Source organism: Clostridium sp. 001 (assembly GCF_019056555.1).
Taxonomy (GTDB): Bacteria; Bacillota; Clostridia; order Clostridiales; family Clostridiaceae; genus Clostridium_B; species Clostridium_B ragsdalei.
The window spans coordinates 2,435,536-2,454,531 of the sequence record NZ_CP020473.1 but is presented as its reverse complement, the minus strand read 5'-3'; the positions used below and the strand labels follow the sequence as shown (position 1 = coordinate 2,454,531).

Annotated in this window: 22 protein-coding genes, 2 tRNA genes, 1 other RNA gene and 2 other annotated features; of the genes, 6 read left to right on the top strand and 19 right to left on the bottom strand. The window is 32.0% G+C overall.

Annotated elements, in window-relative coordinates; all coding sequences use genetic code 11:
* Nucleotides 1-346: 346 nt before the first annotated feature.
* The 17 genes from B5S50_RS11445 to B5S50_RS11365 form a co-directional block, all read right to left on the bottom strand.
* On the bottom strand, nt 347-1,291 hold the full coding sequence (locus B5S50_RS11445) for a GNAT family N-acetyltransferase (protein ID WP_065078254.1): 945 nt from the start codon (nt 1,289-1,291) through the stop codon (nt 347-349).
* Nucleotides 1,292-1,800: 509 nt separating this feature from the next.
* Nucleotides 1,801-3,051 (bottom strand): DUF1015 domain-containing protein, encoded by a 1,251-nt coding sequence (locus tag B5S50_RS11440; RefSeq protein WP_065078255.1) that lies wholly within the window; start codon nt 3,049-3,051, stop codon nt 1,801-1,803.
* An 11-nt stretch (nt 3,052-3,062) separates the two neighbouring features.
* Nucleotides 3,063-3,989 (bottom strand): D-2-hydroxyacid dehydrogenase, encoded by a 927-nt coding sequence (locus B5S50_RS11435; RefSeq protein ID WP_065078256.1) that lies wholly within the window; start codon nt 3,987-3,989, stop codon nt 3,063-3,065.
* 20 nt (nt 3,990-4,009) lie between these two features.
* A complete protein-coding gene (locus B5S50_RS11430) occupies nt 4,010-5,080 on the bottom strand; it encodes an alanine--glyoxylate aminotransferase family protein (RefSeq protein WP_065078257.1) in 1,071 nt (356 codons plus the stop codon).
* Between the two features lie 111 nt (nt 5,081-5,191).
* Nucleotides 5,192-5,387, bottom strand: a binding site (T-box leader).
* A 78-nt stretch (nt 5,388-5,465) separates the two neighbouring features.
* Nucleotides 5,466-5,664: a binding site (T-box leader), on the bottom strand.
* Between the two features lie 100 nt (nt 5,665-5,764).
* Nucleotides 5,765-5,953 (bottom strand): hypothetical protein, encoded by a 189-nt coding sequence (locus B5S50_RS11425; RefSeq protein WP_065078258.1) that lies wholly within the window; start codon nt 5,951-5,953, stop codon nt 5,765-5,767.
* Between the two features lie 27 nt (nt 5,954-5,980).
* A complete protein-coding gene (locus B5S50_RS11420; protein ID WP_013236796.1) occupies nt 5,981-6,166 on the bottom strand; it encodes a hypothetical protein in 186 nt (61 codons plus the stop codon).
* 119 nt (nt 6,167-6,285) lie between these two features.
* Nucleotides 6,286-7,068 carry an EFR1 family ferrodoxin gene (locus tag B5S50_RS11415; RefSeq protein ID WP_065078259.1) on the bottom strand — a complete coding sequence of 261 codons (783 nt, stop codon included), beginning with the start codon at nt 7,066-7,068 and terminating at the stop codon, nt 6,286-6,288.
* 75 nt (nt 7,069-7,143) lie between these two features.
* Nucleotides 7,144-7,827 carry a hydrolase gene (locus tag B5S50_RS11410; RefSeq protein ID WP_065078260.1) on the bottom strand — a complete coding sequence of 228 codons (684 nt, stop codon included), beginning with the start codon at nt 7,825-7,827 and terminating at the stop codon, nt 7,144-7,146.
* A 19-nt stretch (nt 7,828-7,846) separates the two neighbouring features.
* Nucleotides 7,847-8,395, bottom strand: a complete 549-nt coding sequence (locus tag B5S50_RS11405; RefSeq protein ID WP_065078261.1) for an NAD(+) diphosphatase — start codon at nt 8,393-8,395, stop codon at nt 7,847-7,849.
* Nucleotides 8,396-8,528: 133 nt separating this feature from the next.
* Complete coding sequence (sfsA, locus tag B5S50_RS11400; RefSeq protein ID WP_065078262.1) at nt 8,529-9,221, bottom strand: DNA/RNA nuclease SfsA; 693 nt, start codon at nt 9,219-9,221, stop codon at nt 8,529-8,531.
* Nucleotides 9,222-9,308: 87 nt separating this feature from the next.
* Nucleotides 9,309-9,566, bottom strand: a complete 258-nt coding sequence (locus B5S50_RS11395) for a pro-sigmaK processing inhibitor BofA family protein (protein WP_029170132.1) — start codon at nt 9,564-9,566, stop codon at nt 9,309-9,311.
* Nucleotides 9,567-9,708: 142 nt separating this feature from the next.
* Nucleotides 9,709-9,996: a DUF2508 family protein gene (locus B5S50_RS11390; RefSeq protein ID WP_013236790.1), complete on the bottom strand. Its 288-nt coding sequence runs from the start codon at nt 9,994-9,996 to the stop codon at nt 9,709-9,711.
* 104 nt (nt 9,997-10,100) lie between these two features.
* Nucleotides 10,101-10,697 carry a recombination mediator RecR gene (gene recR / locus B5S50_RS11385; RefSeq protein WP_013236789.1) on the bottom strand — a complete coding sequence of 199 codons (597 nt, stop codon included), beginning with the start codon at nt 10,695-10,697 and terminating at the stop codon, nt 10,101-10,103.
* A 48-nt stretch (nt 10,698-10,745) separates the two neighbouring features.
* On the bottom strand, nt 10,746-11,090 hold the full coding sequence (locus B5S50_RS11380) for a YbaB/EbfC family nucleoid-associated protein (RefSeq protein WP_013236788.1): 345 nt from the start codon (nt 11,088-11,090) through the stop codon (nt 10,746-10,748).
* Nucleotides 11,091-11,171: 81 nt separating this feature from the next.
* Nucleotides 11,172-12,833: a DNA polymerase III subunit gamma/tau gene (gene dnaX / locus B5S50_RS11375; RefSeq protein ID WP_217301870.1), complete on the bottom strand. Its 1,662-nt coding sequence runs from the start codon at nt 12,831-12,833 to the stop codon at nt 11,172-11,174.
* A gap of 94 nt (nt 12,834-12,927) precedes the next feature.
* Nucleotides 12,928-13,193: signal recognition particle sRNA large type (gene ffs, locus B5S50_RS11370), an RNA gene on the bottom strand.
* A gap of 11 nt (nt 13,194-13,204) precedes the next feature.
* A tRNA-Ser gene (locus tag B5S50_RS11365) sits at nt 13,205-13,294 on the bottom strand.
* A 281-nt stretch (nt 13,295-13,575) separates the two neighbouring features.
* On the opposite strand from B5S50_RS11365, the gene B5S50_RS11360 reads away from it, so the two are divergent.
* From B5S50_RS11360 to B5S50_RS11335, 6 genes are all read left to right on the top strand, one after another.
* Nucleotides 13,576-13,764 carry a helix-turn-helix domain-containing protein gene (locus B5S50_RS11360; protein ID WP_217301869.1) on the top strand — a complete coding sequence of 63 codons (189 nt, stop codon included), beginning with the start codon at nt 13,576-13,578 and terminating at the stop codon, nt 13,762-13,764.
* On the top strand, nt 13,757-14,458 hold the full coding sequence (locus B5S50_RS11355) for a response regulator transcription factor (RefSeq protein ID WP_217301868.1): 702 nt from the start codon (nt 13,757-13,759) through the stop codon (nt 14,456-14,458). The genes B5S50_RS11360 and B5S50_RS11355 overlap by 8 nt, the downstream gene beginning before the upstream one ends.
* A 7-nt stretch (nt 14,459-14,465) precedes the next feature.
* Nucleotides 14,466-15,383 (top strand): sensor histidine kinase KdpD, encoded by a 918-nt coding sequence (locus B5S50_RS11350; protein WP_217301867.1) that lies wholly within the window; start codon nt 14,466-14,468, stop codon nt 15,381-15,383.
* A 160-nt stretch (nt 15,384-15,543) separates the two neighbouring features.
* On the top strand, nt 15,544-16,467 hold the full coding sequence (locus B5S50_RS11345; protein WP_217301866.1) for an ABC transporter ATP-binding protein: 924 nt from the start codon (nt 15,544-15,546) through the stop codon (nt 16,465-16,467).
* Nucleotides 16,460-17,191 carry an ABC transporter permease gene (locus B5S50_RS11340; RefSeq protein WP_217301865.1) on the top strand — a complete coding sequence of 244 codons (732 nt, stop codon included), beginning with the start codon at nt 16,460-16,462 and terminating at the stop codon, nt 17,189-17,191. The genes B5S50_RS11345 and B5S50_RS11340 overlap by 8 nt, the downstream gene beginning before the upstream one ends.
* 10 nt (nt 17,192-17,201) lie before the next feature.
* Nucleotides 17,202-17,936 carry an ABC transporter permease gene (locus B5S50_RS11335; RefSeq protein WP_217301864.1) on the top strand — a complete coding sequence of 245 codons (735 nt, stop codon included), beginning with the start codon at nt 17,202-17,204 and terminating at the stop codon, nt 17,934-17,936.
* 433 nt (nt 17,937-18,369) lie between these two features.
* Here B5S50_RS11335 and B5S50_RS11330 read toward each other — a convergent pair.
* Together B5S50_RS11330 and B5S50_RS11325 are read right to left on the bottom strand one after the other, a co-directional pair.
* Nucleotides 18,370-18,462, bottom strand: a tRNA-Ser gene (locus B5S50_RS11330).
* Between the two features lie 3 nt (nt 18,463-18,465).
* The gene (locus B5S50_RS11325) at nt 18,466-18,903 is read right to left on the bottom strand and encodes a nucleoside deaminase (RefSeq protein WP_065078271.1); all 438 of its coding nucleotides are present in this window, start codon (nt 18,901-18,903) and stop codon (nt 18,466-18,468) included.
* Nucleotides 18,904-18,996: the final 93 nt, after the last annotated feature.

Genomic DNA, 18,996 nt, shown 5'->3' with positions numbered 1-18,996 from the left:
CTTATATCTTCCTCTGTTTAATTTTCAAGGATCATTTTGCCGCCTCACTTCGACAGCTTTTATAGTATATCATCTGAGTTTTAATCTGTCAACATATTTTTTTATTTCTTATAAAATATATAAAACATATTGGCTTAAATCTTTTTTCTCAAGACAACGAAGATTATTATACCACAGGTTAAAGTTCTATAATCCATAATAACTTAAAAATTTTAAGTTTATGTCACTAATACTTCTATATTCTATTTATTTCTACATTTTTTATATAAAGATACACATGGATATGTTTATGTAATTTATACTTACAAACTCCTGCTTTTAAAGACCAAACCTTACTTTTTTATTATTATCCTCTTGGATTAATCTTATTAAAAGTTAAATGATCTTGCCACTTTCCATTTATAAATATGTACTTTTCATTCAATCCAATTTCCTTAAACCCACAACTTAAAAGAACTTTCTGAGATCTTATATTATCTACTAATGTAGAAGCTTCTATTCTATGAAGGTCCATTTCATTAAAGGCATACTCAAGAGTTAATTTTAACGCCTCCTTCATATATCCCTTCCCCTGCTCATCTTCATCTATAGAATATCCTACAAATGCGCTTTTAAACACTCCCATAACTATATTAGATATCTGTATCTTTCCTATAAACGTTTTATCTTTATATATTCCAAGATTCACACTTTTGCCACTCAAAAATTCCCTGTAACTTTCAATTAAAATCCTCTTTTGAATATCTAAAGTATAAAAATTTTTTTCACGGTCAGGCTCAAATTTACTCAGATAATCTTTATTCTTTATATAATAATTTAGTACACTTTCTGCATTTTCTGGCGTTAGTACTGAAATATTTATCTTACTACCTTTTATATGTAATCCCCTATTAATGCTTATGTTTTTAAATTTATCTAGTTGTAATCCAAATAATATTTCATTCTTATATCCAGAATCAGACTTAATACTATTTGCTATTATACCTTCAAGTTCAAATCCTAGATCTGTAAATGCAGCTATATTTATATCTTCATCTGCTAATATATTTATTTTATTTAAATTAGCATTTTTAAAAAGTATTTCTATAAATATACTAAGTGAATTTTTAAGCAACCTGTAACTAGACTCCCCCCACTTATAAAATTTTATTCTAAGTATACAGCATTTATTTTTAGAGGAAATTTCAATTATGAATACCCGTCCTAAAGTTATGCCACAGTTATCCCTTATTATATATTCACTATTACTCCCACTAACTAAACTAATAGTTACAAGTTGTTCTTTAAGCATTTCTATCTCTCCCAATTAAATCAATACTATAGAAATTCCAATTTAAAAATTAATTCTTATATTTTTGTATATACTAATTTAAAATTAAACTTTCTTAATTAATTATAACATAAAAAATGGCTATTATTTTATCAGCAAAAATGCTTTTTCTTCCTTAATACTAGTTGTAATAATCTTTCCATTAAATAAAAGCTCCAACCTAACAGGCTGAAGCTTTATTTAATATTATCCTAATATTATAAAGTTAACTGGTCTATAGTGATTCTAATTGAAATTTTAACTTATACATAAAATATACTAACAAAATTCAAATGACACTTAAAAACCTTTTTTATAAATCTTAGTAAGGTATTTTAGAAAATCTTAGAAGCTTATATATGTCTGAGGTACGAGCTTATATAAACTTCTTTAGATTTTCTAAATATCGAACTTTAGATTTATAAAAAGTTTTTAGTGTGGTGAAATTTGTTAGTATAAGTAAATTTTCTACTTAAAACCATATATGATATTTACTTTAATTCATGAATGAATAAACCACTTCTAAGTTTAGGTTCAAACCAGGTGGACTTAGGAGGCATTACTTTTCCCGCATCAGCAATTCCCATTAAGTCATCTAATGTAGTTGGATACATGGAAAAAGCAACTCCTTCTCTCTCCTTGTCTACCCTTTTTTCCAATTCATTAAGTCCCCTTATCCCTCCTACAAAATCAATTCTAGGATTTGTACGCGGATCATCTATTCCAAGAATTGGGTTCAGCAAGTTATTTTGAAGGACAGAAGCATCTAGTTTTTCAACAACATCACAAGCATCATAAGTACCCTCTTTTGCTTCAATCTCATACCACTTTCCATTTAAATACATACCATACGTATGTTTCTTAGAAGGTCTATAAGGATCTTTACCTTCATATTCTTCCACATTAAACTTTTCTGAGATCTTATTCATATATTCATCACGGGTAAGGCCATTTAAATCTTTTACAACTCTGTTATAATCCATGATACTTAACTCTGAATCTGGGAAAAGTACAGACAGGAAGAAATTAAATTCTTCATCTCCCTTGTAATCTGGATTTTCCTTTCTTCTTTTAATACCAACTTTAACTGCAGAAGCTGTCCTGTGATGACCATCTGCTATATAAAGACTGTCTATATTATTAAACAACTGACAAATAGTATCTATTACCTTGTCATCATCTATAACCCATACAGTATTTGTAACGCCGTCCTCAGCTACAAAATCATAAACTGGTTTTTTTTCATTAGTCCACTTATCTACTATATTATTAATTTTTTCATTATATCTATATGTTAAAAAAATTGGTCCTGTATTTGCATCACAAGTATCAACATGATTTATTCTATCCTGTTCCTTGTCTTTTCTTGTAAATTCATGCTTTTTTATTTTATTATCAATATAATCATCTATGGAAGTACATCCTACTATACCTGTCTGCGCCTTCCCATTTCTAATCAGTCTATATATATATAGATTTTTCTTATTATCTTTTATAAGCAAGTTATTATTTATCATATTTTGCAAATTTTCATTTGCCTTTTCATATACTTTTTTATCATAAGGATCTATATTTGTATCTAAATCAATTTCAGCTTTATCTATATGCAAAAAAGAATATGCATTGTCTTTTGCCATTTCTCTTGCCTCTTCACTATTCATAACATCATAGGGAAGTGCAGCTATTTTACAAGCTACATCTTTCCTTGGTCTTATGGCTTTGAAGGCTTTTAAAGTTGCCATTTTAGTCCTCCTTATGCATTAACCAAATTTTTATCTAAACATTTTTCAACTATATCTACAATTTCCATTCCAATTCTCTTTTGAGCCTCACCTGTTGAACCACCTATATGAGGTGTTACTGATACTCTATCATTATTTAAGAGTTCTTCACATGGTTTAGGCTCATTTTCAAATACATCTAGTGCAGCTCCTGCTACCTTTCCTGTATTTAATGCCTTTGCTAGAACTTTTTCATCTATAACTCCGCCTCTTGCACAGTTTATTACGAAAACTCCATCTTTCATAATGTTGAATTCTTTTTCTCCTATTACAGCTCCCTGCTCTTTATTGAAAGGTATATGAACCGATATATAATCTGCCTTCTTTAACAAATCGTTGAGTTCACAGAATTCATAATTATTATATCCCTTTGCCATACCAAGAATGTCTGTATATATTATCCTCATTCCCATAGCAGCTGCTCTCTTTGCAACCTCTTTTGCAATTCTTCCAAATCCTATAAGCCCCAATGTTTTTCCATACAATTCTACGCCTTTATATTTCTTTTTCTCCCATTTTCCATCTCTCATAGTTACATTGGCTATATTAATATATCTTGATACTGCAAATATGTGGCCCATAGTAAGCTCTGCTACTGACACAGTACTAGCATTTGGAGTATTTCTAACTGTTATTCCATTTTGAGTAGCATATTTTACATCTATATTATCTACTCCAACCCCACCTCTTATTATAAGTCTTAAATTACCTTTTTTAGCTTCATCTATAAGTGGTTTTCTTATTTTAGTAGCAGATCTAACTACTATTACATCAAATTCTTTTATTTTTTCTTTTAATTCATCTTCTTCAAAATGTTTGTCTACAACTTCATACCCATCTTCTATTAATTTATTTAAAGCTTCTTTTTCCATTCCATCACTAACTAATACTTTTATCATTTCCCTAGCCCCCTTAAAACTTATAATCCTAATATGTCATTAATATTTTCCAAAAGTTCTTTTATATCATCAAGAGTGCAATCAGCCATATGAGCTATTCTAAATGCTTTCCCTTTTAACTTTCCGTATCCATTTGATATCTGGAATCCTCTTTCACCCAACTTTTTATTAAGTTCTGCTACATCTATATCTCTAGTATTCTTTATATTAGTAAGAGTATTTGAAAGATATCTTTCATCTGCAAATAATTCAAAATATTTTTTAGCCCATTCTCTCACATATTTAGCCATTTCCAAATGTCTATTATATCTATTTTCAAGCCCCTCTTCTAAGATTCTATCCAATTGATAATCCATTGCAAACATATGTGAAAGGGATGGAGTAGATGGATATTGATAATCTTTCTTTTGTATATAATTATATATTGAAAGTAAATCCAAATAATATCCTCTAAACTTTACATTTTTTGCTCTTTCTACTGCTTTTTTTGAAAAAGAGCATATAGCCATTCCTGGAGGAAGTCCTAAAGCTTTCTGGCTCGATGTCAAACATATATCAATGCCAAGCTTATCTACTTCTATTTTAGTACCTCCCATGGAGCTAACTGTATCTACACACCATACTATATCTGGATATTTTTTTACTACTTCTGCTATTTCTTCTATTGGATTCATAACTCCTGTAGAAGTTTCATTATGAGTTATGCAAAGTGAATCATATTTACCTGTAGCTAAAGCTTTGTCTATTTCATTGACATCTGCTGCATTACCCCATTCTACTTCGTATAAATCTGCTGGTACGTTATTACATTCTGCGATTTGATGCCATCTTTTTCCGAAAGCTCCTATTGAAAAAACTGCTGCCCTCTTAGCTGTACTACATCTTATAGCACCTTCCAAAAGTCCTGTTCCAGATGATGTTGAAAGTAAAATTTCTTCCTTTGTATGAAATACTTTTCTCATTTTGTCACTAATGTCTCTTTGAAGCTTGGAAGCTTCTTTACTCCTATGTCCTATCATAGGTGTAGCCATTTTCTCTAATACATCTTCTCTAACTTCTACTGGTCCAGGAATAAATAATTTCTTATGCATGTTTTTACCTCCAAATAATTTTATTTAATTAATAATCTAATGTTATTTAACAGTTTAAAGTTCTACACTGATAAAGCGCGTGTTGTAAAAAATAAAAGCCAACCAGATCCCTTTAGGGACGATTGCCTCGCGTTGCCACCCTTGTTGGTTATAATAATATAACCCTCTCATTAAAATAACGGTTTTTCCGTATTATTCATCATAATAATTCTCCAAGGTGGATTCACAAAAGCATCGGTATCAGTTTACACCTTCCACTGACTCTCTACTACCTAACTTACGCTACTATTCTCTTCATAGAATAATATTAAATTTGAAATACTATTAGCAAAATATTTAACATATGAGAATTTATTATAAATAAAAAAGAACCAATCAAATCCCACATAGGGACGATTGGTTCGCGTTGCCACCCTTATTAGTTATATATATAATACAACTCTCTCATTAAAGTAACGGTTTTTCCGTATTATTCATCATAATAATTCTCCAAGGTGGATTCACAAAAGCATCGGTATCAGTTTACACCTTCCACTGACTCTCTATTACCTAACTTATGTTACTATTCTCTTCATAGAACAATATCAAATTTGCTAACGTTTGTCTTTCATTGGTATTATTATATAGTTTATATTTTTATATGTCAATACATATTTTTAAAATTAAAAAATAATTTTTTAATAACTATGTTTGATCTAAACTGGTTAAGACTTTGTCATAAAGATCTTTAATACATATACCATTTTGCAGGTTTCTGCAATTAGTACAGCTTTTGGTGTCAGAATTTCCTATGCCAGAATTAAATGAAATATCTTTTCTTTCATATCCCGGACAAGAATTAGCAATACCTACCATTTGCCCTATACTTCCCATTTTAGCTGCCCCCTTTCACTGTTAAATTTAATTCATACTTATCACTTGTTCAATTTTGTAAAGCAAATCTTTACTGCATTTGTTATTTACAAAATTCACACAATTACTGCAACTTCCTGAGATATAGCTTACCTGTAATCCCAGAATACTATTTTTAGATTCATATTCTTTACAATTTTCTGCAACAATTCTTTTATCTTGGGCTGAAATCATAAAACTCACTCCTGAAAAATATTGTATCTTTATTATTCCCAAGCTAAAAAATTTAATTCTAAAATAGCCTCCAACATTAGAATTGTTAGAAGCTATTTGTGTAATTCAGGATCAAAAGTTTATTTATTCAGATCTAATACCTGTATAATATCTTTTTGAGTTTGATCTATTTTCTTACCTCTATATCTTATTGCATTTATTGGACATATATGTATACATCTCAAACATAAAATACATTTGCTATGAAAAACTGCATGTCCATTTTCAAATGTTATATTACCTTGAGGACAATTTCTAAGGCATAATCCACATTTAACACAATCTTTAGTTGATGATATATTTCTAGATAATTTAGGTACCCTACCTTTGAACACGTTATTCAGTACTTTACTAAATTGAAGCCTTATTAAAGAATTAGATTCTTTTACAATCCTCCCCTTTATAAAACTTTCTACTATATTTGTAATCTTTTTATCAACAGAAACAAGCAAATTTTCTATTTCACTTTCATTATATTTTTTACCTATAAAGAAGTAAAAATTATTAGGCATTTTTATGCTAATCTGTATAGATGGTACATATCCTTTCTTCTTTAAACATCCTGCAACAAAACAAGAAGCTGAAGATGATGAAGCACCTTGTGTAGAATATACTATAACCCTTGTATTTTCTTTTGTATTATTCAGTCTATTTAAAAAATTTGTTACAATTTTAGGTGGTAATTTCCAATGGACAGGAAAGCCAATGATTATGAAATCATATTTTTTTATTTTCCTCTCTTCTAGAGATTGAATATATGCTAAGTCTATATCTACATTATAAAGCTGAAATTTTTCCTTAAACCTATCCGCCACCCACTTGGTATTTCCAGTACCGCTAAAATAATATAAAATACCTTTCATACTAATCTAATCCTTTATTTTTAAATAATTAAAATAAAAGTAGTTACTCCTCTCCCTATAATATACTGTAAATATTTATTCTGGTCTTCTATTTTTATATTTTTTCCTATGTTCATTCATAATTTGTCTTAAAATTTCAGCCGAAGTAGGAGGCGTAAAAGCTATAGCATTAGCTCCTGCAAGTATAGTTTCTCTTATATTTTCCTCTGTAGGTCCTCCTGTAGCTATTATTGGGAAATTAGGATATTGACTTCTAACTTTTTTAACTATTTTAGCAGTTTCCTCAGCTCCAGATACATTTATTATAGTAGCTCCTGCTTCTATTCTCTTTTGCACATCCTCGTATTCAGATACTATGGTTACTATTATTGGTATATCTATGCTATCTCTCATTTGTTCTATAACTTCATTAGATGTAGGACTATTTACAACAACTCCCATGGCACCTTTAAATTCTGCATCTAATGCTAAATTTAAAATTCTTTTGGCTGTTGAAATTCCGCTTCCAACCCCGCAAAAAACAGGTATATCTGCGGACAAAATAATTGCGTGTGTTATAAGAGGCTGCGGTGTAAACGGATATACAGCAATAACTGCATCTGCATCAGTATTTTTTATAATAGCTACATCCGTAGTAAATAAAAAAGACTTTAGCCTTTTTCCAAATATTCTTATTCCACTTGCTTCTCTAATAACTTCAGGTACTCTAATCATATGCTTTCTTTCAATTCCATCTACTTGTGGTATATATTTAGCCATGTTTTCCCCCTCCTTGTATTTAACTATCTGTTTGACAATTATTATCACATCTATAAGCTTTTTCTCCAATATAACCTAATTCCTTTAAAACCTTTCTAACTATTCTCTTTCCAATTTCATCCTCTTTCATTTCACATAGTGCATCTTCTATGTATCCCCAATTTACCCATTCCACTTCTGCAGATTTTTTTATATTTCCACCATCATACTTGGCCATAAAAGTAAGCATTATTATTTCCTTATTGTTATTTTTTACATATTCGCTTCCTAAATATTTCAAATCCTTTACCTTAAGTCCTGCTTCTTCAAATACTTCTCTATGCACAGTTTCTTCTACTGTTTCTCCATTTGTAACATATCCGGACAATAAAACCTTAGAATCTTTAAATATATAACTTTGTTTTAATAACAATATTTTATTTTCCTTTATTACAGCCACTATTACACAAGGTCTTGGAGTATCAAAATACATTATATCATCTTTAGGACAATAAGGTACTCCACCTTCATCCCAGCTGTATTTTTCTTCTAACTCTCCTCCACACATGGGACAATATTTAAATTTCATATACACACTGCTTCATAAAGCAGCTACACCTCCTTAACCTGAACAAATAAAATTTTCCAAAATTTATATATTAATTATACTATAAAATTAGCAAGTACATTATAAAATATATATTAAAATAATATTTTTTTATTTATAGGCATACTTTTATTTCATCTTTTAATATTATAAAATTTTCACCTAAAAAACAATCATAGGCAAGAATTTTTACCCCTTCTTTATCAGCATACCTAAGGTGCTCTCCAAACTTTTTATCAATTTCATCGTAAGGCTTGAAACACTTAATGCCTTCCATTTGAATTAAAAATAAAACTGCAGCCCCCATATTAGATTTTTTCACTTGGACTAATTCCAATAAATGTTTTCTTCCTCTTTCTGTAGGTGCGTCCGGAAACCTGGCAACTCCATTTTCTTCAAAAGTAACTCCTTTTACTTCAAGATAATATTCCTTATTATCTTTATCCAATAACTTAAAATCAAACCTGCTGTTTCCGAAAGTTTTTTCCCGCTCTATGTTTTTGCAATCTCTAAAATAACTTATTTTGTTCATTTTTAGCGCTTCATCTACAATTCTATTTGGAATTTGAGAATCTATATTTATTAATCTTGTTCCTTTGTAGGCAGCTATTAAATCATATTTTGTCTTTCTATTTGGGTTATTTTCCTCTCTTAAAATTACTGTAGCTCCAGGTATAAGAATTTCCCTACACCTTCCTGTATTAGGTACATGAATCATTAATTGCACACCATCTATATTTACATAGGCCTGAAATCTATTAGGTCTACTAATAAACCTAGCCTTTACTATTTGTTTGTTAAATATCAATACACCATCTCCAATAAAACCAAATTTAAGTTAATCAAAATAAAACCACCCTTTTAAAAAATAAAAAGTGGTTTATTAATAAAAATTTTAGAGAAATAGTTTGAATATTATAAGAAATATCACTCCTGGTATTCCAAAAAATCCTGCAATAAGTGCTGTAATTGCATTAATACCTATACTAAATGAAAAGTATTTTCCTATTAAATTCACTATAACTAGCAGTACTACACCAAGTACAGCATTTATAATAAGTTTAAATAAAATTTTTAAAGGCCATGAAAATACTTTTACTAACACATAAAGCCCTAATATGGCAATTAAAAAATATCCTATATACTGAAACATATCGCTTGTTAACATATTGCTTATTCCTCCCCATTTTTCTTATAGTAAAACATTTGAATAAAAAACTTAATATAAATACTATCTAATTTATATTCTAACAATTAAAAAATATTAATAAAAGGAATAAGCTAAAAATTTTTGTTTAAGATGATTTTTTATTTTCCTTTAAATTAGGGAACATACTATTGTAATTCAAATCTATTCCATTTTTCTTTACTTCATTTAATAAATACATGTATTTTGATTTTGCTGCCTCTTCCATATATATAGCATAATCAACCAAGTGTGGATCTTTCACAGTATCAAAGTATATAGCACACCTTTCCAACTCTTCCCTAGCTTCATTTATATCATTTAATAATCTTTTTTGATTTTTTGTGTATTTCGAATTTTTTGCCAACAAATATTTGATTATATTATACTTGTTCATAAAATCAGAATCCTCCTAAATTATATGTTATTTTAATAATTGACATAAATTAGCGTCAATATACATTATTAAAGAATCCTGATTTAAACGCATTATAATTTACTTTATATCTCCACTCTACCTTCTAGTGCTTTTGAGAGAGTGATTTCATCTGCATATTCTAAGTTTCCACCAACAGGAATACCATGTGCTATTCTAGTTACCTTCACTCCAAGGTGTTTCAATATTTTAGATATATACATAGCTGTAGCTTCTCCTTCTACATTTGGGTTAGTTGCAACTATAACTTCTTTTACATTCCCATTAATTCTTGTTATAAGTTCCTTAAGCTTTATATCATTAGGCCCTCTTCCTGCCATAGGTGATATATTGCCGTGCAGCACATGATAAACACCATTGTACTCTTTAATTCTTTCCATAGCCATTATATCCTTAGGCTGTTCTACTACACATATTACGCTCTTATCTCTATTTGGATTTGAACATATAGCACAGGGATCTGAATCTGTAAAATTTCCACAAACAGAGCAGTATCTTATAGTACCTCTTGCATTAACTAAAGCTTTTGCAAACTCCTTTACTTCATCACCTGGTAAATTCAATATATAAAGGGTAAGTCTTTGAGCTGTTTTATATCCTATTCCCGGTAACTTCGCAAACTCTTCTATTAACTTTTCAATAGCTGCAGGATAAAAATCCATAGTATCACCTCAATTTAAAACCCCATCAATAAGATGGGGTCCATAATCTTAAAACATTCCTGGTATATTAAGTCCACCAGTTACTTTTTGCATTTCAGAAGCAGTCTCCTTTTCTGCATTCTTAAGTGCCTCATTACATGCAGCTAAAATTAAATCTTGAAGCATTTCTACATCTTCTGGATCTACAACTTCTGGTTTAATTTTTATATCTACTATTTCTTTTTTACCATTTACTGATACAGTAACTGCTCCACCGCCAGCAGTAGCAGAAAACTCTTTATTTTGAAGTTCTGATTGCATAGTCTCCATTTGTTTTTGAAGTTTCTGGGCTTGCTTCATTAAATTATTCATATTTCCGCCGCCACCAAAATTAGGTATTCCGCCTCTTGCCATAGTATATTTCCTCCTCAATTAACTAATTTATATTTAATTATACCATATTTTTATCAATTTTTATCTAAGGTTATTTTACATTTATTCATCAAATATTTCCACTATATCCTCCCCAAAGGTATCCTTTAATAATTTCTCCTTGGATACAGATACATCCTCCACTTCGTCTTCTATAATATATCTAATCATAACTTTTTCCTTCAACACTTCTGAAAAAACCTGTTCAACTATTTTTCTATTTCCATCCTTCTCCAGTCTCTGTTTATGGAAAGCATATTCTTTACCATACTCTATAGTTATTATACCTTTTTCACATGTAACTACTTTTCCTGTAGTAAGTGCTGCAAATAAAACCATTTGATGCTTACTTTTAAGTGATTCAAGTATATCTTTCCAGCTTTTTTTAACTATATCCAGTGTTATCTTTGAATATATATTTTCTTTATTTGCTATCTGTACTTCGTCATTTGATGAACTATTTTTTGTCTTATGTTCTTCAGTACTACTTTCTCTATGGGTATCTTCTATTTTTTTAGGTACAGTTTCTTTTTCCACCTTGGAATTAATCTTTTCATTTGATATTTTAATTTTTCCTTGCCTGAGGGCTTCTTCCAATCTATTTAATCTTGCAAGTATTACTTCCTTTGACGTATCATATTCTATTTTACACATCTTTATAGCTGAAAGTTCTAAATAAATTCTGCTTTGTTTAGTCCATTTAGATTGTTCCTGGGCATCTTGAAGTATTCTTATATCTCTCATTATTTCTTCTACACGTATTTTCTGCGCTTGATCTTTTAAAAGATTTATATTTTCTTCTGACATATCAAGTACATCTTCTGGATTGTTAGACACCTTTACCATTAAAAGATTTCTTAAATGAATTATCAGGTCCTTAATAAAATTAAATATATCTTTTCCACTTAGAACTATATCATCAATTACTCTCATCGAAGATTCTACGTTCTTTTCTATTATACTGTCTGTAAGTTTTAATAAATTCTCATTAGTAACTAGACCTAACATGTTAACTACATCATCATATTCAACTTTACCATTTCCCATAGATATTGCCTGATCCAATATGCTAAGTGCATCCCTCATGGCTCCATCGCATATTCTGGCTATTAAATTCAGGCTTCTGTCATCTGCAAAAATTCCCTGTTCACTAACTATACATCTTAGTCTATTAAATATCTCTGAACTTTTTATTCTTCTGAAATCAAACTTTTGACATCTTGAAAGTATAGTAACAGGTAATTTCTGAGGATCAGTAGTAGCAAGAATAAATATTACATTTAGAGGTGGTTCTTCTAAAGTCTTTAAAAATGCGTTTACTGCTTCTTGAGTAAGCATATGAACTTCGTCCATTATATAAACTTTGTATTTACCCTCCTGAGGAGGATATTTTACATTTTCTATTACATCTTTAATGTCTTCCAATCTTCTTTTGGAAGCAGCATCCATTTCAATTACGTCTATTGAAATACCTGCATTTATTTTTTTGCACATCTCACATTCATTACAAGGTTCTCCATCTTGAAGGTTCAAACAATTTACCGCTTTTGCCAGTATTTTAGCCGTAGAAGTCTTTCCTGTACCCCTTGTTCCAGAAAATAAGTACGCATGGGCTATTCTGTGGTTTAATATTTGATTTTTCAATGTAACTGTTATATGATCTTGACCTACCACATCTGAAAAAGTTTTAGGTCTCCATTCTCTATATAATGCAGTATAAGGCATATTATCACCTTCCCTCATATATTATAGCCTATCTTTAATCGTATAACAAAAAAGATACCTTATGGTATCTTTTAATTTTCAGTCATTATTAAAGTCGTGCACCTTGCTTCGTCTAGTAAACTATAAGCGTTACCCATACAGTTAACTCAAACCAGGTTTATCCACGGCACACGAAAATATTCACTTACCGCTGCTTCCTTCCGGACCTGACGGGGTTCATGAGTTTCCGTTGCGTGGGATCCAGTTCTCAACGCCACTTTTATGGGCCAGACCTCACATTTTACAGCCTAAGCTAGGAATTCAACCCTGCTATAGCGGATTGCAGGTTACAGGGCACCGCTAACTCCCCATCTAGCACGACAAAGTTAAAATGGCGGAGAGAGGGGGATTCGAACCCCCGGTAGAGTTGCCCCTACACACGCTTTCCAGGCGTGCTCCTTCAACCACTCGGACATCTCTCCACAGGTTTACTCATGAAATAAATTTATATTAAGTTTTGTGGTTCAGAAACCACCACAACAATCAGTATTATACTATGAATATAATAATATTTCAACACTTTTTATAAAAAAATTTATATGTAAATATCTACCTATGGTTTGATTGGGAACAAATTGAAAAAGTATGATATTACACATATCATTTAATTAACAAGAATAAATCATATTTATCGTATCTGCATATTTGTATCATTCGGCTGTCCGTATATAATATTATTATGAGCCAGAAAGGACGGATGATTATGGATTATATTTCTACCCCAGAGGCGACTAAGAAATGGGACATTTCAGAGCGGCGAGTACAAAAACTTTGTGAGGAAAACCGCATACCGGGCGTTTCAAAACTTGGCTATATGTGGCTGATACCAAAAGACGCAGAAAAGCCAATTGACGGCAGAACAAAGAGAGGAAAGGAGCTCCAACATGAATAATGTTTTGATTATAGACGATGACAAAGAGCTTTGCGCTCTTATGAAAAAATGTGTAGAGCAAGGGAATTTATCTGCTATTATTGCACATGGCGGTGTAGAGGGGTTGCGTCTGGCAGACGAAAACAAAAATGGCTGCTCTCTTGTAATTTTGGACGTAATGATGCCGGATATAGATGGTTTTCAAGTTCTGAAAAAAATTAGGGAAACAAGTAATATCCCGGTGCTTATGCTCACTGCTAAAAGTGATGAGGACGATAAGGTTTCCGGACTACGGTTAGGTGCTGACGATTATTTAACAAAGCCATTCAGTATTAACGAGCTGATGGCTCGTGTAAATTCTCTTATTCGCCGCTACACTACTTTAAACCCGACTTTTGTAACGGACACTGATTATATAATGTTAAAAGGCATGGTGATTGATAAAGCAAATCGCATGGTTTCTGTTAATGACATTCCAGTTGAGCTTACAAGCAAAGAATTTGATTTACTTTCATTTCTGGCTTCCAATAAGGGACGGGTGTTTACCAAAAAACAGATTTATATGCAGGTATGGGAAGATGAATATGCTTTTGACGATAGCAATATTATGTCTTTTATCAGTAAATTGCGGAAAAAGGTTGAACCAGACCCCGACCGTCCATTTTATATTTTAACAGTCCGAGGTGTAGGCTATCGTTTTAATAAGGAGGCTTGACGTAAATATGAATGTCTATCTGATTTTTGCGTTGGTTCTTACCCTGCTTATTATAGTGTACCTAGTTTCTGTCTTACGGCGTGTCAAAATACAACTTGCACTTATGAAAGACGCTTTAGAAGATATAAAAAATGGAAACCTTAATCGACGTGTTTTAGCAACGGAGAGTGATATGACAAGGCAAATTTGTTATGGTATTAACGAAATTGCACTAAGCAGCCAATCACGGCTTATTCAGCAAAAACAATCAGAGCAGGCATACAAACGGATAATGGCAAGTCTTTCCCATGATGTGAAAACACCACTTGCTTCATTGGTTGGTTATTTGGAAGCAATCGAAAGTAAAATTGTTGTAGGAGAAGAAAAGGACGAATATATCCATGTTGCATATAATAAAGCCCAGCACTTAAAACATTTTGTAGAAAATCTGTTTGAATGGGTTAAATTAGATTCCGGGGAACAAATTTTTCATTTCGAGATTTTTGATTTAAATGAGTTAACTCGTAATATTATAGCTGATTGGATTCCAATTTTAGAAAACAGTCATTTTGAATATGAATTTGATATACCTGAAACAGAGTATTTCATTCGTATAGACGCAACTGCGTATACCCGTATTCTCAATAATCTATTACAAAATATTATTACCCACAGTGAGGGTGATAATATGTCGATGCATATTTTTGAGAATGAACAACAGGCTAAAATTGTAATAACAGACAACGGGCAAGGTATATCTTCTGATAATCTCTCACTTATTTTTGAAAGAATGTACCAATGCGACCATTCACGGGCTGCCAAAGGAAACGGGCTCGGACTTTCTATTTCTAAAGAGCTTGTCAGCGCTCATAAAGGGACGATTACAGCGGCTAGCATTCTCGGCTCTGGAACTACATTCACGATTTTATTGCCAAAAGCCCTGTGACATCACAGGGCTTTCTTACTACTAAAACAAGATAAAAGCAAGATTACGGCAAGGTTTTGGCAAGGTTAATGTTTTATACTTTTAATTGTGATTGTTTCTGCCTTTATATCGGGATTATCACATTGGTAAAGCACAGTTATAGAAAGTGAGGAATTTTTATATGAATGATTTTGTGATTGAAACGAAACAACTGACAAAAATTTACGGAGAGCAGACAGTAGTTAGCTCAGTGAATCTCCATGTAAAAAAAGGTCGGATTTATGGTCTGTTAGGGCGCAACGGAGCCGGGAAAACCACTATTATGAAAATGATTTTAGGGTTAACTCCAATCACATCTGGCGAGGTAGATGTGTTAGGACGAAATATCAAAGGTCAAGAAAAACGGGTATATCCCCGTATCGGTGCTATTATCGAAACACCAGGATTTTATCCAAATTTGACAGGAACAGAAAACTTGGAGATTTTTGCGAAGCTGCGTGGTACAGCCGCCCCACACGCAGTTGAAAACGCATTGAAAGTAGTAGGATTACCTTATAAAGATAAAAAGTTGTTTAGTAAGTATTCCCTCGGAATGAAGCAGCGCCTTGGTATTGCTAATGCTATTTTGCATGACCCCGAACTATTGATTTTGGACGAACCTACAAACGGTCTTGACCCTATCGGCATTGCAGAAGTAAGAGATTTTATTAAAAATTTGAGCGTTGAGTGTGGAAAGACAATTCTTATTTCCAGCCATATTCTCTCGGAAATCTCATTGCTTGCGGATGATATTGGAATTATCGACCACGGTGTTCTATTGGAAGAAAGTAGCATGGAGGAACTTAAACGAAAAAGCGGTAAGTATATTCTACTTCAAGTTTCTGATGTTTCTAAAGCGACCTTAATTTTGGAACGTCAATTGGGCTTGAAAGAATATTCTGTGCAAGATGATCATACGTTGAAACTCTATGATACCTCTCTGGATATGGCGTGTGTCAATAAGGCACTTATGTTGAAGGAGGTGTCGGTTATCAGTTCGGGGCTTTGCAATGATACTTTAGAGGACTATTTCAGAAAAATTACAGGAGGAGATGGCATTGCTTAAACTTATTCAAATAGAATTTCTTAAACTACGACGTAGAAAATTTGTGTGGATTATGATGTTGTCAGCTTTCGTAATGCCATTTCTAGCATTCTTATTATTCAAATATGCAAAAAAAACAGTTTGTGACCCTGTACAATTTTATAGATGGTCAGCGTTTGGTTATACGATGTTTATTATCTTGCCCTTCGTTTTGGGAGTACTTTGCACCATGCTTATGTATGAAGAAAATCAGTATGATATGCTCAAACAACTTTGGATTGTGCCTATCAGCAAAATGGGATACTTTTTCAGTAAATTTTTTGTTGTTTTGATTTACTCCATTTGTTTCATGCTGATTACAGCTGTTGCTTCTGTTATGTTCAGCATACTTTCCGGATATGTCGTATTTCAATGGGGAAGCGTTTTATTCTTGCTGAAAAAATGTTTAGAGATTGGTGTTATTACTGCTTTTGCAATGCTGCCGATATTTGCAATAGCTGCGTCGCAAAAAGGATACATCCTCCCAGTTTCTATATCATTGGTTTATGCCTTTCTTGGATTTACTTTAATGACGGTAAATATGTATCTACACCCATTATCCAGTATGTCAGTTATTGTCCTTGGAAATATTCCGAGTATTGCAGTTCCACGACCAATTAACGTTCCTTTAGCGTTTCTTTGTATTTTTGTTTGGGATATTATTGCAGTATTCCTTGTAAAGGTAACATTGAAAAGAAGGAAATGAGGTGTGAATAATGAGAAATTTACTTTGGGCTGAATTCCAAAAGATTCGCCGTTCAAATATTGTTTGGATTGCAGTTTTTGCAACAGTTATGATAGCTGTTATTGTTTTTATACAGGGATGGTTTACATATAATGGTTCACGGGATATAGACAGTGCAGGATGGTATATGACTATGGCTCAGCCTTTGGCAACAATTTTTGTTCTTCCTGCAGTCATCTCTCTTTTGGGAAGTTATATGATTTGTCGTGAAGAAGATGAGGATACTATAAAATCTTTGCTACTTATTCCTATAAATGAAACAAAGTTAATTGCTGCAAAAATGATTATTACTTTTTTATTCAGCATTTTCATTTATTTACTACTATTTACAATAGCATTTTTCACTGAGGCAATATTACATCTTTCCGATTTATCGGCAGGAATGGTTTTAGATTTTCTGAAAATATATTTTCTTCAAGGTGTGGGTATATTCCTTGCTATCTCGCCTATTATTGCCTTGGTATCATATATGAAAAAAGGATATTGGATTGCATTAGTATTAACTGAAATGTACTCTTTTACGGGAACATTCATGAGTATGTCAAACACCCTAAAAACATTTTATCCTATTACAGCAGCATTTGGAGTTGCTGGTTACTATGAAACTACTGCCCAAGATCGGATGGGGAGTATTATAATCTTGTTACTATGTGGTTGTCTTTCTGTTTTTATACTCAAAGGTTTCAAATATATTGAAAAAAATTAGACATACGCTTAGACGTATGTCTAAAAACGATGGCAGAAAGGTAAATATTTATGAAAAAAAGATTGTATAGGATTAGACAAGGGAAATGGATTGCTGTTATTTGCTGAAATTTATTCTTTTGCCGGAACATTTATGAGTATGTCAAATACCCTAAAAGCTTTGTATCCTATTACGGCTGTATTTGCCATTTCTGGCTACTATGACGCATCGACATGTCAAATACTACTTAGTTGCATTAGCCTACTGCTTTGCGGGGGACTTGCCACATTAATAATTGTTGATCTGAACAAAACAACGGCAAAAATGAAATAACTTTTCAGATCTGCCAAGCGGCGGTGAATACTACGAAACCAATTTATTTATACCAAAGCTCGACACATGAAAAAAGCATAAAGAAACTCGCGTAAGTCCTTGATTTACACGAGTTTCTTGTTGGCGGAGAGAGGGGGATTCGAACCCCCGGTGCGGTTTTACACCGCACAATTGATTTCGAGTCAATCACCTTCGACCTCTCGGACATCTCTCCATATTACCTTTTACTTCTAAAAAATTTTTCTAACATTTCACTACACTGTTCATTATACATCCACTGAATATCTACCCAACGATTTAAACGTCTATTTTGTAATATATTAACCACAGAGCCACAAGCCCCCATAGTAGGATCAAAAGTGCCTATATACAGTTTATTTATTCTGCACTGTAATATAGCCCCTGCACACATAGGACACGGCTCTAAAGTAACATACATACTACAGCCAGTTAATCTCCAATTACTTAATATCTCTGATGCATTTTGAATGGCAAGCATTTCTGCATGGGCAGTAACAATTCCAACTGTCTCTTTTAAATTATGACAGCTTGATATTATTTCATTATCTTTTACTATAACAGCTCCTACTGGAACTTCACCTAATTTCAACCCTATTTTTGCCTGCCTTATGGCTTCCAGCATAAAGTCCTTCATAAAATACCCCAAAAGTTTAAGTATTTATTGCATTATGACACATATAAATTGAATAAATATAATATAAATATAAAATAAGGATATACTATAAAA

Excerpts from the sequence above, each read along its gene's own strand:
- B5S50_RS11445 (WP_065078254.1), bottom strand. The coding sequence starts at position 1,291 with ATGCTTAAAGAACAACTTGTAACTATTAGTTTAGTTAGTGGGAGTAAT.
- B5S50_RS11420 (WP_013236796.1), bottom strand. The coding sequence starts at position 6,166 with ATGATTTCAGCCCAAGATAAAAGAATTGTTGCAGAAAATTGTAAAGAA.
- B5S50_RS11425 (WP_065078258.1), bottom strand. The coding sequence starts at position 5,953 with ATGGGAAGTATAGGGCAAATGGTAGGTATTGCTAATTCTTGTCCGGGA.
- B5S50_RS11350 (WP_217301867.1), top strand. The coding sequence starts at position 14,466 with ATGAATGTCTATCTGATTTTTGCGTTGGTTCTTACCCTGCTTATTATA.
- B5S50_RS11410 (WP_065078260.1), bottom strand. The coding sequence starts at position 7,827 with ATGGCTAAATATATACCACAAGTAGATGGAATTGAAAGAAAGCATATG.
- B5S50_RS11415 (WP_065078259.1), bottom strand. The coding sequence starts at position 7,068 with ATGAAAGGTATTTTATATTATTTTAGCGGTACTGGAAATACCAAGTGG.
- B5S50_RS11390 (WP_013236790.1), bottom strand. The coding sequence starts at position 9,996 with ATGAACAAGTATAATATAATCAAATATTTGTTGGCAAAAAATTCGAAA.
- B5S50_RS11440 (WP_065078255.1), bottom strand. The coding sequence starts at position 3,051 with ATGGCAACTTTAAAAGCCTTCAAAGCCATAAGACCAAGGAAAGATGTA.
- recR (WP_013236789.1), bottom strand. The coding sequence starts at position 10,697 with ATGGATTTTTATCCTGCAGCTATTGAAAAGTTAATAGAAGAGTTTGCG.
- B5S50_RS11355 (WP_217301868.1), top strand. The coding sequence starts at position 13,757 with ATGAATAATGTTTTGATTATAGACGATGACAAAGAGCTTTGCGCTCTT.
- B5S50_RS11360 (WP_217301869.1), top strand. The coding sequence starts at position 13,576 with ATGGATTATATTTCTACCCCAGAGGCGACTAAGAAATGGGACATTTCA.
- B5S50_RS11435 (WP_065078256.1), bottom strand. The coding sequence starts at position 3,989 with ATGATAAAAGTATTAGTTAGTGATGGAATGGAAAAAGAAGCTTTAAAT.
- B5S50_RS11325 (WP_065078271.1), bottom strand. The coding sequence starts at position 18,903 with ATGAAGGACTTTATGCTGGAAGCCATAAGGCAGGCAAAAATAGGGTTG.
- B5S50_RS11395 (WP_029170132.1), bottom strand. The coding sequence starts at position 9,566 with ATGTTTCAGTATATAGGATATTTTTTAATTGCCATATTAGGGCTTTAT.
- B5S50_RS11430 (WP_065078257.1), bottom strand. The coding sequence starts at position 5,080 with ATGCATAAGAAATTATTTATTCCTGGACCAGTAGAAGTTAGAGAAGAT.
- B5S50_RS11380 (WP_013236788.1), bottom strand. The coding sequence starts at position 11,090 with ATGGCAAGAGGCGGAATACCTAATTTTGGTGGCGGCGGAAATATGAAT.
- B5S50_RS11345 (WP_217301866.1), top strand. The coding sequence starts at position 15,544 with ATGAATGATTTTGTGATTGAAACGAAACAACTGACAAAAATTTACGGA.
- dnaX (WP_217301870.1), bottom strand. The coding sequence starts at position 12,833 with ATGCCTTATACTGCATTATATAGAGAATGGAGACCTAAAACTTTTTCA.
- B5S50_RS11335 (WP_217301864.1), top strand. The coding sequence starts at position 17,202 with ATGAGAAATTTACTTTGGGCTGAATTCCAAAAGATTCGCCGTTCAAAT.
- B5S50_RS11405 (WP_065078261.1), bottom strand. The coding sequence starts at position 8,395 with ATGAAATTTAAATATTGTCCCATGTGTGGAGGAGAGTTAGAAGAAAAA.